This window comes from Desulfonema magnum (genome assembly GCF_017377395.1).
Taxonomy (GTDB): domain Bacteria; phylum Desulfobacterota; class Desulfobacteria; order Desulfobacterales; family 4be13; genus Desulfonema_C; species Desulfonema_C magnum.
In genome coordinates this window covers 4,244,475-4,258,755 of sequence record NZ_CP061800.1, presented here as the reverse complement: position 1 = coordinate 4,258,755, position 14,281 = coordinate 4,244,475, and the positions used below count along the sequence as shown (strand labels likewise).

Here is a 14,281-nt window from a genome sequence, read left to right as displayed (position 1 = left end):
TTTTTGTTCCTTTGAGAGAAAGAACTGCGAAGAGGGGAACAAGGAGAAACCTGAATATGAGCGGCCAAATTACTGACGGTAATTTCACCGTCCCCAAATCAGATAAAGAACCATATATCGAGTATGAGGAGGACTGCGCCGAAGCGTGCGAAAGGTCGCCGGAATTGACCAACAGGCTTCTTCAGGCCATAACAAAAGCCCAGTGCGAATTTATTACCAATACAAAACCTTCTGAACTTTTTGGCAAACTTCTTGAGAATCTTCTTTTTATTACTGACAGTGAATATGGATTTATTGGCGAAGTGTTGTATGATCCTGCGGATTCGGTTTATCTCAAGATGCACGCTATTAGCAATATTTCCGAGAACGAGGAGACCAGAAGATTTTACAAAGAAAATGTGCCTGCCGATCTGGAGTTTCGCAATCTGAAAACACTCTTCGGGGCCGTGCTGACCACAGCCAGACCGGTCATATCAAACGATCCTGACAATGATCCCCGATCCGGAGGACGGCCCGGGGGACATCCGTCTCTGAACTCATTTTTAGGGCTTCCTTTTTTTTCAGGCAAAGAATTTGTTGGCATTGTCGGTATTGCGAACCGTCCCGGGGGCTATGATGAGAATCTTATTCGATTTTTACAGCCTTTTCTTACCACTTGCGGCAATATCACCCAGGCATTCCGATGGGATCAGAAGCGATTAAGGGCCGAGGAATCACTGCGAGAAAGCGAAATAAAAAATCGTACCATTCTGGTGATGCTTGCCAGCGGCATCGTCACCATTGATGAGAAAGGAATTATACAAGATTTTAACCCGGCTGCGGAAAGAATTTTCGGCTATTCGGCCGAGGAGGTTATTGACCATAATATCAGCATCCTGATGCCTGAACCATATCACAGCAATCATGACAAGTACATTCAGAACTATTTGCGAACAGGCGAAAAAAAGGTTATTGGTATTGGTCGTGAGATTGAAGGAAGGCGCAAAGACGGATCATCTTTTCCTCTGGAGCTTGCTGTCAATGAAATGTCCATTGGTAACAAGCGGATGTTTGTCGGTGTGCTGACCGATATTACAAACCGAAAAGACGCGGAAATGTCGCTCATCGCGGCCAAGGAGGCGGCTGAGGCGTCCAACCGCATCAAATCCGAGTTTATCAATGTCATCAGCCATGAATTACGAACCCCTCTCACAGTAATATTGGGAAATACGCCGCTGCTGACGGATTCTAAGAATATGCCGGAGTCTGAAGAGATTGCTGAAATCGCCCGGGATATTGAAGAAGACGGCCAGCATTTGCTCACACTCATTAATGATCTTCTGGATATCTCCAAAATCGAGGCAGATAAGATGCAGCTAAATTCGGAAAACCTCTCTGTTCCGCTGATCATAGAAGAAGCCGCTGCAACCATAAAACCGCTGGCCAGCCAAAAAGGACTTGTTATTGAAACACAAACTGAAAATATGAGAATCAAAGCTGATCCGGTGCGAATGAAGCAGATACTTCTCAATTTGCTTGGCAACGCGGTCAAATTTACGGATAAAGGCAGTATTACTGTCCGGGCGTTTCCATACCAAAACATGGCGTGTTTTAACGTCCGAGACACAGGCTGCGGGATGTGTGACGAAGACCTGCCGCATATTTTCGATGTTTTTCGACAGGTTGACAGTTCTTCAACACGTAATGCCTCGGGGACCGGTCTGGGACTGGCCATAACCAGACGCCTTGTTGAATTGCATGGCGGTGAAATCTCAGTGGAAAGCAAATTGAATGAAGGGACCGTCTTCAAATTTATGATTCCTTTAGCCAAGGAGGGATAAGATGAGAGGGTCTCATTTTTGGACATACTCAGACATTCCTCTGGTTCTCCTTTTACGAAAACAATGTATTGAACTGTTTTGGGTGTTTTTCCCCGAATTACAGCCAGTGAGTGAGGGGTGGGATAACTTGCTCTCGGACTCAGATGGGACGGCGGCCATAGCCTCCGAATTCTTGTTTCAAAAAAATCTTTAATCGTTAAGGAGTGAGGAGACAGAGAATCATGATGAAAAACAAGCCCAAAATTTTGGTTGTGGATGACAGCAAGAATATCTGTAATGTTCTGCGGCGGATTCTCTCCAAAGAAGAATACGCCGTGACTATGGCAGAGGACGGAGAGGCCGCGATTCAAAAGGTTTTCGAGTGGCTTCCAGATTTGATTCTGCTGGACCTGATGATGCCCAAGATGGACGGTCTGGAAGTGTGTCGGCGACTTAAGAGTAATTATAAATATAATTTCATTTATGTGATTATGCTTACCGCGAAAAACAGTGCGGAAGATGAGGTCGCGGGGCTGGATATCGGCGCGGATGATTATGTGGCGAAACCGTTTAATCCCACGATACTGCTGGCGCGTGTCCGAAGGGGAGTCCGTCTGATGAAAGAAAAGCTGGATGCCACCTTTGATTCACTCACCCGGCTTTACAACCGGCGAGTCTTTGATGCCTTTCTACAACAGGAAAAAGCGAAATTCAGGCGGTACAATCACTCGTTTTCACTGATTCTCATTGACCTGGACCACTTTAAGAAAGTCAACGATACCTTTGGGCATAAAGCCGGTGATATGGTTCTCCAGGAGGTCGCAAGGTTCTTACGGGAAGATACCCGGGATGCTGATCTGCCTGCACGATGGGGAGGAGAGGAAATGGCAATTCTGCTTCCGGAAACAGATATGAAAGGGGCTAATATATTAGCTGAAAGCCTTCGTCAGAGAATCGAAAGACATCATTTTCCGCAAGTGGGACATATCACCGCCAGCTTCGGGGTGGCCTCCATGAGGGATGATGAGTCTGATTTGGTAGAAACTGCTGACAGGGCCCTTTACCGGGGTAAGCAGATGGGGCGTAACAAGGTTGTTGTCGCTACATAAGCATTGAAGCTTTTGCAAAGTTCGTAGTTCCGCCTTTAGGCGGTGCCGGCCCGCCTAAAGGCGGAACTACGAACCAACTTGCCCGCCTAAAGGCGGAACTACGAACCAACTTGCCCGCCTAAAGGCGGAACTACGAACCAACTTGCCCGCCTAAAGGCGGAACTACGAACCAACTTGCCCGCCTAAAGGCGGAACTACGAACCAACTTGCCCGCCTAAAGGCGGAACTACGAACCAACTTGCCCGCCTAAAGGCGGAACTACGAACCAACTTGCCCGCCTAAAGGCGGAACTACGAACCAACTTGCCCGCCTAAAGGCGGAACTACGAACCAACTTGCCCGCCTAAAGGCGGAACTACGAACCAACTTGCCCGCCTAAAGGCGGAACTACGAACCAACTTGCCCGCCTAATGGATTTTTTCAATCTGAGAAATCCGTATAATCCGTGTAAATCTGTGGTTCAAAATCAGACAGTTTCACCTCTCATATGCGTTCCTGATATTCTTTTCCTCTTCTTTCTCCGTATAGCGGATTAATCCCGGAACATCCAGGATAAGGGCCACCCTTCCGTCTCCCATAATTGTTGCGCCGGAAACGCCTTTGGCTTCACGGTACACCTTGTCAAGCGGTTTAATGACCGTCTGGAGATTGCCAATGATTTCATCCACAACAATCCCCACCCGAAAATTTTCAACTTCTGTGATGACAACCTGTTCTATGCGGGGTTTTGTTCCGGAGATGGCAAATGTCTCACGCAGACGGAGAAAAGGAAGCAATTTTCCTCTCACTGAAATCACATTTCTGCCGCGGGCTTTTTCAATATGAGTGTCTGTCAGTTCTGTACATTCATTAATAAGAGAGAGGGGCAGAATAAAACTGGTTCCGTCCACCTCTACCAGCAAGCCCTCTATAATGGCCAATGTCAGAGGCATAGACAAACTGATGGTAGTTCCCCGTTTTTTTTCGCTGCTGATCTGAATGGTTCCTCCCAGAGAATCTATCTTCCGTTTCACGACATCTAATCCCACGCCCCGGCCGGATACATCTGTCACCTGGCTGGCAGTGGAAAAACCAGGGGCAAAGATCAGTGAAAATATCTCTTCCTGTGAAAGCTCCGCATTCTTTGAAATCAGGCCGCTTTCCACCGCGTTTGCCCGGACAATTTCCGGGTCTATCCCCATGCCGTCGTCTCTGATGGTGATGAACACTTTGGCACCCCGGTGAGCTGCTGTCAGGTAAATGTTTCCGGTCCGGGGCTTTCCAAAGTGTTCCCGCTCTTTCGGTGATCGGATACCGTGATCAATACTGTTTCGGATCAGATGAACAAGGGGATCGCTGAGACGTTCGATAACGGTTTTATCCAGCTCAGTCTCCCCCCCTTCAGTGACCAGGTTGATCTCTTTTCCAAGTTCCGCGGACAGGTCGCGTACCAGGCGTCTGAATTTGCCAAAAGTGGTTCCGATAGGGACCATACGCATGTTGAGCGCACAGTCTCGGAGCTCAACCGTCAGCCGCTCTATTTCTTCCACAGGATTTGCCAATTCGATATTATCTATGTCAGAAGAGACCTGGGTCAGACGCGCCTGGGTGATCACCAGTTCTCCCACAAGGTTTATAAGATTGTCAAGCTTATCCGCGGCCACTCTGATACTCGAAGATGAGACAGCTTCGCGGCGTTTTTTTCTGATTTGTCTGACATGCTCCTGTTCAATCAGCGCCGCATCAACTGCGTCCTGATCAATGGCCCTGTTCTCTATCAGTATCTCGCCGACCCGTTTCTGGATATTCAATGCCTTTATGAGTTCATCAGACGACAGATCCCCCCGGTCAATAAGAATCTCACCGACCCTTTTATGACTTTCCACATTGTTTGTGGTGAATTGCGTGTCAATAAGATCAATTTTCAAGTCACACCTGTCCTCAACAAAAATAAATACATCCTTAATCATATCAAGTTCTTTACAAGTGGTCAGAATGATATTCCAATGGATGTAGCATAATTCAGGATTAATATCTTTTAGCTGTGGAATCTTATGTGTATGCGCCACAATATTATATTCTCCGAAGTTCCGAAGCTCTTCCAAAAGCAGAGCAGGCTCCGTGCCGGATTCGAAAATATCAGGTTTGGGGTGAAATCTGATGCGACAGGTCATTTCATCTTTTTTGCTGTTTTTTAGAGAAGAGACGCTTTTCAGGTCAGAATCGCCGACATTTTCCGCTTCCGACAGCAGGTATTCCAGAGCGCCAATTATCTTGCCGCTGAGTTCAATATCTGCTTCGGCTCCTCCGTGGGTGGCATCCAGCATAATCTTTATCTGATCCCGTGAGGCAAGAACCAAATCAATAAGCTGGCTGGTTACGGGCAGAATCCCTTTACGAACTTTTTCAAGAACAGTTTCCAGGTGATGGGCAAAGCCGGCGATATCATCAAATCCGAACATGGCACCGGATCCTTTGATGGTGTGAATTGCACGAAAAAGGCGATTAATGCTCTCTTTATCATCAGGATTATCCTCGATATCCAATATGGCTTCTTCAATACTGGCTAAGTGTTCCTCAGCCTCCTGGAGATATGTTTCTTTATATATTTCTTTCATTGGCTAATACCTCATTTATCATATTTTTTCTGACGATAACGGATCCGGGGGAGGCCGGTAACGCCACATGGGGACGATATCTTTGCCATTCATCATGCCTGGCGGGCAATGCTGCTGACTTAGGCAGTTCCAAGCGTATCCGGAGTGCAAAAATTATATTTTTGCGCCTGCGAAAAATGCTTTTTCGCACTCCGGAACTGCTGCTACAAATATACCGCTCTAAGCGGCTCCGGAGTGCAAAAATTATATTTTTGCGCCTGCGAAAAATGCTTTTTCGCACTCCGGAACTGCTGCTACAAATATACCGCTCTAAGCGGCTCCGGAGTGCAAAAATTATATTTTTGCGCCTGCGAAAAATGCTTTTTCGCACTCCGGAACTGCTACTACAAATATACCGCTCTTGCTGCTACTACAAATATACCGCTCTAAGCGGCTCCGGAGTGCAAAAATTATATTTTTGCGCCTGCGAAAAATGCTTTTTCGCACTCCGGAACTGCTGCTACAAATATACCGCTTTAAGCGGCTCCGGAGTGCAAAAATTATATTTTTGCGCCTGCGAAAAATGCTTTTTCGCACTCCGGAACTGCTGCTACAAATATACCGCTCTAAGCGGCTCCGGAGTGCAAAAATTATATTTTTGCGCCTGCGAAAAATGCTTTTTCGCACTCCGGAACTGCTGCTACAAATATACCGCTCTAAGCGGCTCCGGAGTGCAAAAATTATATTTTTGCGCCTGCGAAAAATGCTTTTTCGCACTCCGGAACTGCTGCTACAAATATACCGCTCTAAGCGGCTCCGGAGTGCAAAAAATTATATTTTTGCGCCTGCGAAAAATGCTTTTTCGCACTCCGGAACTGCTGCTACAAATATACCGCTCTAAGCGGCTCCGGAGTGCAAAAATTATATTTTTGCGCCTGCGAAAAATGCTTTTTCGCACTCCGGAACTGCTGCTACAAATATACCGCTCTAAGCGGCTCCGGAGTGCAAAAATTATATTTTTGCGCCTGCGAAAAATGCTTTTTCGCACTCCGGAACTGCTGCTACAAATATACCGCTCTAAGCGGCTCCGGAGTGCAAAAATTATATTTTTGCGCCTGCGAAAAATGCTTTTTCGCACTCCGGAACTGCTGCTACAAATATACCGCTCTAAGCGGCTCCGGAGTGCAAAAATTATATTTTTGCGCCTGCGAAAAATGCTTTTTCGCACTCCGGAACTGCTGCTACAAATATACCGCTCTAAGCGGCTCCGGAGTGCAAAAATTATATTTTTGCGCCTGCGAAAAATGCTTTTTCGCACTCCGGAACTGCTGCTACAAATATACCGCTCTAAGCGGCTCCGGAGTGCAAAAATTATATTTTTGCGCCTGCGAAAAATGCTTTTTCGCACTCCGGAACTGCTGCTACAAATATACCGCTCTAAGCGGCTCCGGAGTGCAAAAATTATATTTTTGCGCCTGCGAAAAATGCTTTTTCGCACTCCGGAACTGCTGCTACAAATATACCGCTCTAAGCGGCTCCGGAGTGCAAAAATTATATTTTTGCGCCTGCGAAAAATGCTTTTTCGCACTCCGGAACTGCTGCTACAAATATACCGCTCTAAGCGGCTCCGGAGTGCAAAAATTATATTTTTGCGCCTGCGAAAAATGCTTTTTCGCACTCCGGAACTGCTGCTACAAATATACCGCTCTAAGCGGCTCCGGAGTGCAAAAATTATATTTTTGCGCCTGCGAAAAATGCTTTTTCGCACTCCGGAACTGCTGCTACAAATATACCGCTCTAAGCGGCTCCGGAGTGCAAAAATTATATTTTTGCGCCTGCGAAAAATGCTTTTTCGCACTCCGGAGCTGCTGCTACAAATATACCGCTCTAAGCGGCTCCGGAGTGCAAAAATTATATTTTTGCGCCTGCGAAAAATGCTTTTTCGCACTCCGGAACTGCTACAAACATACCGGCCTTACAGGGTCTGACCGGCCTGCCCTGACTCCGTTATAATCAGTCTCTCCCCGGCCGGAAAAACCCGGGTTTCTCCCCTGTCCGTCCCGAACTCGGGAATGAGCATTTTTTAATCTTCCATATATTGTTTAATAAATTTCTTAATTTTTTTTAACTGAAATTGCTTTCCAAACTCGTCAATCTTTTTTCCAAACGGAATAAATTTCGGATCCGAGGCCTGAATCGCTTTGGCCTGTTTCCGAACACTGTCTATATCACCCATCATGGCCGCATTGAGAAGCCTGGCGATATTTTCCTTCGGAGGCGGAATCACAGGTTCGGTTTCAGGCCGAATGCTGATCTCCCGGGGGCCGGTTTCATCTTCATAAACCCAGTTCAGATTCAGGTAAAGCTTTATTTTTTTCAGAAGCTTTTCAACATTGACAGGCTTTTCAATAAAATCATCACATCCTATTTCTGCGCGCTTCGTCCTTGCCGGAAGGTCCGCAACTGCCGACACAGCTATGATAATGACCTTTCTGAAGTCAGGTATCTGCCTGATTTGTCTTATGGCCTCAAAACCGTCCATCACTGGCATTATCAGATCCATCAGAATCATGTCCGGCTTAAATTCTGACAGCTTATCCAGGGCATCGCGTCCGTCAGTTGCTTCTGCAATTTCAAAACCTAAGGGGAACAGCATATCTTTTAAGACCAAGCGATTTTTTTCCGCGTCATCTGCGATCAGAATCTTATAAACCGCCTTGTCAGAAGGAACATAACCAGTGATATTTTTAGTTTTTTCCAATAGCTCACTGTTTTGAACAGTTTCAGGTAAATCCAGGGTAAACCAGAAAACACTGCCCTGTCCTTTTTTGCTTTTTACATACAATTCACTGCCCATGGCATGTACAAGCTTCTGACTGATTCCAAGGCCCAGACCGGTTCCCTTACTCCGAGTCAGCCTGTCTCCGAGTTGATGAAAAGGCAGAAAGATTTCTTTCAATTTTTCATCCGGGAAAGATTTCTTTCAATTTTTCATCCGGGATCCCGATACCTGTATCTTCCACATGAAAACGGATTCCGGTATTTGCCCCCGCACCCTCGCGTCCGGCCTCTGTCCCCACAGTAAAAACAACCTTTCCTTTTTCGGTAAATTTGACGGCATTGCCGAGCAGATTCAGGAGAATTTGCCGTAAGCGTTTTTCATCACCGTGAACACCCCGGGGAAGATCAGAAGTGATTTTATACTCAAAAGCAATCTCTTTTTCCTGTGCCCGAATTCCGATAACTTCGGCGATGGTTTTCAGAAATGACGGGAAACGAAAATCAGCAGTTACCAGTTCCAGCTTCCGGGCTTCAATTTTGGACAGATCCAAAATCTCATTAATCATTGTAAGCAGATGTTCTCCGCAGTTATGTATGACCTCAATGCCTTCAAGCTGCTTCTCTGTGAGGCTGCTATCACGCTTGAAAATCTGGGTATATCCCAGGATGCCGTTGAGCGGGGTGCGAAGTTCGTGACTCATATTGGTAAGAAATTCGCTCTTTGCCTGGTTGGCGCATTCTGCGGCCTCTTTGGCTTTTTTCAGTTTATTTGCCATGTCTCTGATATCCGTGGTATCCATTACAATTTTGACGGCCCCGATGATTTTATCAGAACCATTTTTGAGCGGTGCGACATAACTTTTCCACGCCTTTCCTATGCGTTTTTCTTGTTTAGGTGATGACATACGGGTTTTCGGATTGCCGCTTTTAAAAACCTGAGCGACAAGACATCCTGGACAAACAGAGGTTCTTTCTTCTTTCACTTCATAGCATTTCCGTCCGATAATATTCTCGTGTTCCGGAATCCCATATCGCTTGAAAAATGTACGACTCATGTTTAACAGGTTATATTCTTTATCAATTACAATTATCATACCTGGTATGGTATCGAAAATGGTCCGGAGTTCGGAAAGGGCATGGTTCAGTTCATCTTCTGTTTGCTTGTGTTCGGTCAGGTCAACAGTATGCCGTATGACCATATCCGGAGGAATAAATACATAACTGGCATTAAAAAATTTCCATTCGCCAGTGGAAGGAGACTTAAAGTAATTCTGTCTTTGGATGATCTTCTTTTCTTGAAAACAGGTGTCCATATCCCGCATAATTTGCAAATCCTGAGAATGAATATCTCGCCCTTTTGCGCCCAGAAAATTACTGATTTCGCCCAAAGTGAGGTCATTGGCTGCGTTGTTATAATCAATTAACACATAATCATCACTTTGTTTTTGCCAGATAAAAGCAGGTACGGGCATATCTCTGAAGTGCCTTCGGAACTTCTCTTCGCTCTCCCTCAGCGCCTCTTCCATTTTTACACGGGCAATAACAGACCCTATCTGAGAAGCGATGGTTTCAATGGCATTGCGATCACTCGGGATAATTTCGTCGGAAATGTGGGAAGAGAGATTCAGCACTGCAACAACATCCTCCTCATATTGAACCGGAATAATTGCCAGACAGCGCAAGCCTTCACGTTGTAATTCTTTTTCTTCAGAGATAAACACTTTGGGTTCATTTCTGTAGATGCTCTTTCTTTCCCTGATCACTCGGGCATGGGGTGAGTCCGCATCATAATGAGAAACCTTCATCACAAAATCAGGAGATAAGCCCTTGTGTATTATCAGGTCCAGGCTTCCGGTAATACTGTCAACAAGATAGATGCCGCCGCAATCAATCTCACCGATCTTCAGGAGCGCATCCATTATCTGGTTCAATGTCTCTCTTAAACTGGCTGTGGAAATCAGTGCGATGCCGAGATCCCGTTGGATACGCAGCAGGCCCTTTGCCCGATTTTCTTCCATAATATCCTTAACAACCGCGACAAATCCTGTCACCTGTCCCTGCTCATCCCGCTTATAATTCCAGTCCGTGCGAACATCTGTAAATTTTTTGTCCTTTGCCAAAATTTTTCCGAACCAGGGGGTTGGTTCGGGCTGTTCTTTCACCAGCATTTCGATATAATCTTTGAAATGCGTTTGCTCGGACTCAGGCGCAGTCAGTTCCCAGGCCGGTTTTCCATTCAGTTCTCCTTTATCGTAACCTGACATGTTGTGATACGCTGAATTTGCAAAGGTTATGATACCGGAAGCATTTGCTTCCAAAATGGGATGAGGTATGCTTTCAATACGTGTTCTGTAGCGTTCTTCACTTTTTCGTAATGCGTTTTCCATGTCTATGCGTTTGGTATCGTCATGCATGAAAGCAAAAGCGAACTGCATATTTCCCTCGGGATCACGGACCGTGTCCGCACGCTCCCACAGGGGAAATCGGCGGCCATCCGCGTCAAAGGCATCTGTTATTCCTTCCCAACTCTTACCCTGAGCCAAAGCAGGTGCCACAACATGGTTAAGCAGTTCTACTGATTCCGGAGGATAGTAATCCTGGTAGTTCATCTGCCTGGCTTGTTCCAGAGAATACCCGAAAAGTTTTTCATGGGCCGGGTTGACATATACGAACTGCCCATGAGGATCACTGATGGCAATGGCCTCCTGTGAGGATTCGACAATGGCTTTGAACAAACGCAGTTCCTTTTCCAGTCGCTTATTTTCGCTGATATCTTCCACCATTGCCACATAAAACCCCGGGTTTCCGCTTTGGTCCCGAACAATATAAGAAAGGGTCAGATGTCCCCACATAATTGTTCCGTTTTTACGAATATATCTTTTTTCCATTTGAAAACTGTCACGTTTGTCTTCTGACATTTTTTTAAGGAGTTTCATATTTACGATATCATCATCAGGATAACTGATCTCATTAACATTTTTCCCAATTAATTCCTCTTTGGCATATCCCAGCATCTTTTTTGCGGCAATATTGCAATTAAGAATATTCCGACCCCCATCAGCAAGCAATATTCCCACAGCAGTCTGTTCAAAAATTGAGCGAAAACGCTCTTCACTTTCTTTCAGTGCGGCCTCGGCTCTGATCCGGTTGGTCACATTAATCAGAGACAGGACAAGTCCGCTTATCGTGCCTTCCGGCTCTTTAATCGGTTCTATGCTCCAATCCCAGTAAGATTCTCCTTGTTCCGGATTATAATGATACTCAAATGGTTTTGCATAAGCAAAATAAGGATTCCCTGTTCTGACCACCTCACGGAAAATGGCTTTGTTTTCTTTATTTGGGTAAAGATCAAAATGATTCTTGCCAATAAAAAATTCCGGCTCACGCTCATCAGCCGAGGCATAAGCATGATTTACCTTTAGAAAATTAAACTCAGTATCCATATACGCCAACAGAACATGAGTGCTGGAAAATAGTTTTTCAAAAAGCGCATTTGTATCATTCAGTTCTGAGGACCCTTCTTTAACACGCCGCCCCAGTTCTTCATGGGATTTTCTGAAAGCATCTTCCAAGAATATAAAAGATTCAATGAACTGCCCGATTTCATTATTGGTGTTATCGGATTTGAGACTGAGCAGGGTCCGGGTATCTTCTGGTCTGAAATTTTTTTTGGGGAGTTCCGCGGCATAACGAGCCAATTTCAAAAGGGGGTTTGTTATTTTTTCGCTTAAAGAGATAGCAATAACAGTTCCTGCAAATAAAATCATTAAGATGACAAGCATCTCCTTTATAATGAGATGTCTTATCGGAACGGATATGGCATCATCAGGTATGGAAACAGCCACATACCAGTCTGCGGTTTTGAAATAAGCCACATACATGATTTGCGTATGTTCATGTTTTTGCGGGAAAAAAGATAAATCTTCAACAGGTTTTTCAGGGGATATGGCTGCGGCTGCCAGTTGTTGTATAAGAGATTCGGAAGCGGCGGTCTTTGTCATCACAGAAAGATTTTTCCTGGCAGGTTTCAGGTGAATCAGCATGTTTCCTTTGCTGTCGAGTATAAAAATATGCCCGGTTTCAGCAAATTTCAAACTGGAAAAAATGCCTTCAAGCTCATCTGTTATTGATAACACGCCCGAATCCGTAACTTCATCGTATTTATTTTTGATTATATACATTGCAGACTGAAGTGCGTTCTGAGCCAGTTTGCCGTGGATGCTTCTCAGTTCCGTTTCAAAATTTTTTTTGTTAATAAAAATGACGGCAAACATCATTAGAGAAATCAATAGTGCAACGACAAAACACATTTTTATTTTTATGGATTTGACCTTTCCAGTATTGAAATTAACATGCTGTTTATATTGAGTTTACATAAATTAATCTCATGAAAATGCGTTTGAAACCAGCTTATATTTTAAGAATGCGAATCTGTAGTCAGACACTCGGATTTAAAATTTTTCTTGGCATACGACGGACTTCGTGATATACTGTACAAATATACGGTTCGGAAATATATGTCCGAGCCTCTGACCGCCCTGATTCCGGGTGCCGATATTATAAGGAGGTTCTTATTATGACAACGAAAACCGCTGAGGAACATTTTACCGAAGAAATGCTTCGTGCCGCCGAGGAGTTCGGAAAAATACTCCGCCCGTATTTCCGCCGGATGCCTGATGAGGATATGGAAACCCTTCTTCTCATCAGCATGGCGGTATTTCTCGGAGCGGACAATGTTTACCAGGTTATGCAGGTGCTCGGACTCCCGAAAACCGCCACCTATGACCGTGTTAAAAACGTCAGTGTTTACTGCTGGCGTAAGTTCCTGCAGAATCACCTTTACAGCATCGCTGTTCCTCTCCTGCGGGAGAGGCTCACCATGAGCGATGCCACAAAAAGCCGGGACGGACTGATTATGGCAGTCGATGACTCCGTGATTGCCCGTATTGCCACGGAACTCGGCTATGTATGGAAATGGTGGAGCGGCCAGCTTAAACGCGTGGCGAACGGGCAGAACGTGATCGCTCTGATTCTGGTAATCGGCGACATTATTCTCCCTCTCGACGTGCGGATAGTCTCCAAACAGGGCAGGGGGCTTAAAACCAAGCCTGAGATATATGAGGAGATGCTGAAAGCCGCCGAAGCAAAATTCGAAGCCGCGGGCATTGACATCAGCCGCCTCGGAACTACAGGTGATGCGGCATATTTTTCTCAGGATATCGCGGCATTCTGCCGCGGTGAATGTTCGGAAGAAGCCTCGTCCGAATCGGATGCGTCAGCTACAGACACCGGCCTTGCGAACGAAGATGCCGAATCGTCCGATCCCGCACTCTTACTGACTCTTACCGGAATTTTCCGCGGCAAGGACAACTACGTCTTTGAAATTGACGGAGAAATCCGGAAGGCCGGCCAGTGGCGGAAAAATTTCAAAGATCGTCTTACTCCCGGATGGGGAACAGACGGACAGCCGGTGTATCGAACCGAAGCAGTAAGCGAAACCTTCGGCGAGGTTATTCTCGTCTTCTATATTCCGAAGGGGAAACGGGCGGTCAGCTACCTTATTATAGCAGGACGACCTCTGCGTAGCAGCGAGGCACTGCATGCCTTCGCCTTCCATCATCGCATCGAAGAATTCTGGAAGCTCCTCAAAGACACTCTCGAACTGGGAGCAATGCATCTCCGAGATCGGAAGGGGGCTCATGCCTGCGTCGGCGTCAAAGTCATCGCATACCTCGTCGTCAATATGATGAAGCAGAATCTGAGGAAGCTCCGACGCTTCCGAAATGTGACCATTAACAAGTTAGTCAGACTCTGCCCGAAGTTCGTTGACGTCCGAAAAATTTTCAAAGAGCATTTTCAGAGTATTATTCCCAATAATCACACGTTGGATAAGGCTTTAGCGTGATTTCAGAAAGGTCAATGGATATGAACATAATTGTTCCTTGTTTAAAAGATCAGTGCAGCTTTTTCTGTCATTTATGCCTTCGGAGAACCGACATACATTTTTAGGAATCGGT

General features: G+C 45.6%; 7 protein-coding genes. 4 read left to right on the top strand and 3 right to left on the bottom strand.

Annotated features, from left to right (window positions below):
* The first annotated feature begins 56 nt into the window (after positions 1-56).
* Together dnm_RS16415 and dnm_RS16410 are read left to right on the top strand one after the other, a co-directional pair.
* On the top strand, positions 57-1,820 hold the full coding sequence (locus dnm_RS16415) for a PAS domain S-box protein (protein WP_207677998.1): 1,764 nt from the start codon (positions 57-59) through the stop codon (positions 1,818-1,820).
* A gap of 221 nt (positions 1,821-2,041) precedes the next feature.
* On the top strand, positions 2,042-2,908 hold the full coding sequence (locus dnm_RS16410; protein WP_207677997.1) for a diguanylate cyclase: 867 nt from the start codon (positions 2,042-2,044) through the stop codon (positions 2,906-2,908).
* Between the two features lie 475 nt (positions 2,909-3,383).
* On the opposite strand, the gene dnm_RS16405 is transcribed toward dnm_RS16410, so the two are convergent.
* Complete coding sequence (locus tag dnm_RS16405) at positions 3,384-5,504, bottom strand: chemotaxis protein CheA (protein WP_207677996.1); 2,121 nt, start codon at positions 5,502-5,504, stop codon at positions 3,384-3,386.
* Between dnm_RS16405 and dnm_RS16400 the strand changes: the two genes are divergently transcribed.
* A complete protein-coding gene (locus tag dnm_RS16400; protein WP_207677995.1) occupies positions 5,480-7,471 on the top strand; it encodes a hypothetical protein in 1,992 nt (663 codons plus the stop codon). The two genes, dnm_RS16405 and dnm_RS16400, sit on opposite strands and share 25 nt — an antisense overlap.
* 95 nt (positions 7,472-7,566) lie before the next feature.
* Here the strand turns inward: dnm_RS16400 and dnm_RS16395 are convergent, their stop codons facing one another.
* Both dnm_RS16395 and dnm_RS16390 read right to left on the bottom strand, forming a co-directional pair.
* Positions 7,567-8,442, bottom strand: a complete 876-nt coding sequence (locus dnm_RS16395; RefSeq protein ID WP_207677994.1) for an ATP-binding response regulator — start codon at positions 8,440-8,442, stop codon at positions 7,567-7,569.
* 4 nt (positions 8,443-8,446) lie between these two features.
* Positions 8,447-12,541, bottom strand: coding sequence for a PAS domain S-box protein (locus tag dnm_RS16390; RefSeq protein WP_207677993.1), 4,095 nt, complete (start codon positions 12,539-12,541; stop codon positions 8,447-8,449).
* Between the two features lie 299 nt (positions 12,542-12,840).
* Between dnm_RS16390 and dnm_RS16385 the strand changes: the two genes are divergently transcribed.
* A complete protein-coding gene (locus tag dnm_RS16385; RefSeq protein ID WP_207677992.1) occupies positions 12,841-14,169 on the top strand; it encodes a hypothetical protein in 1,329 nt (442 codons plus the stop codon).
* Positions 14,170-14,281: the final 112 nt, after the last annotated feature.

Coding starts and splice junctions, on each gene's coding strand:
- dnm_RS16400 (WP_207677995.1), top strand. CDS start 5,480: ATGTTTCTTTATATATTTCTTTCATTGGCTAATACCTCATTTATCATA.
- dnm_RS16410 (WP_207677997.1), top strand. CDS start 2,042: ATGATGAAAAACAAGCCCAAAATTTTGGTTGTGGATGACAGCAAGAAT.
- dnm_RS16405 (WP_207677996.1), bottom strand. CDS start 5,504: ATGAAAGAAATATATAAAGAAACATATCTCCAGGAGGCTGAGGAACAC.
- dnm_RS16385 (WP_207677992.1), top strand. CDS start 12,841: ATGACAACGAAAACCGCTGAGGAACATTTTACCGAAGAAATGCTTCGT.
- dnm_RS16390 (WP_207677993.1), bottom strand. CDS start 12,541: ATGATGTTTGCCGTCATTTTTATTAACAAAAAAAATTTTGAAACGGAA.
- dnm_RS16415 (WP_207677998.1), top strand. CDS start 57: ATGAGCGGCCAAATTACTGACGGTAATTTCACCGTCCCCAAATCAGAT.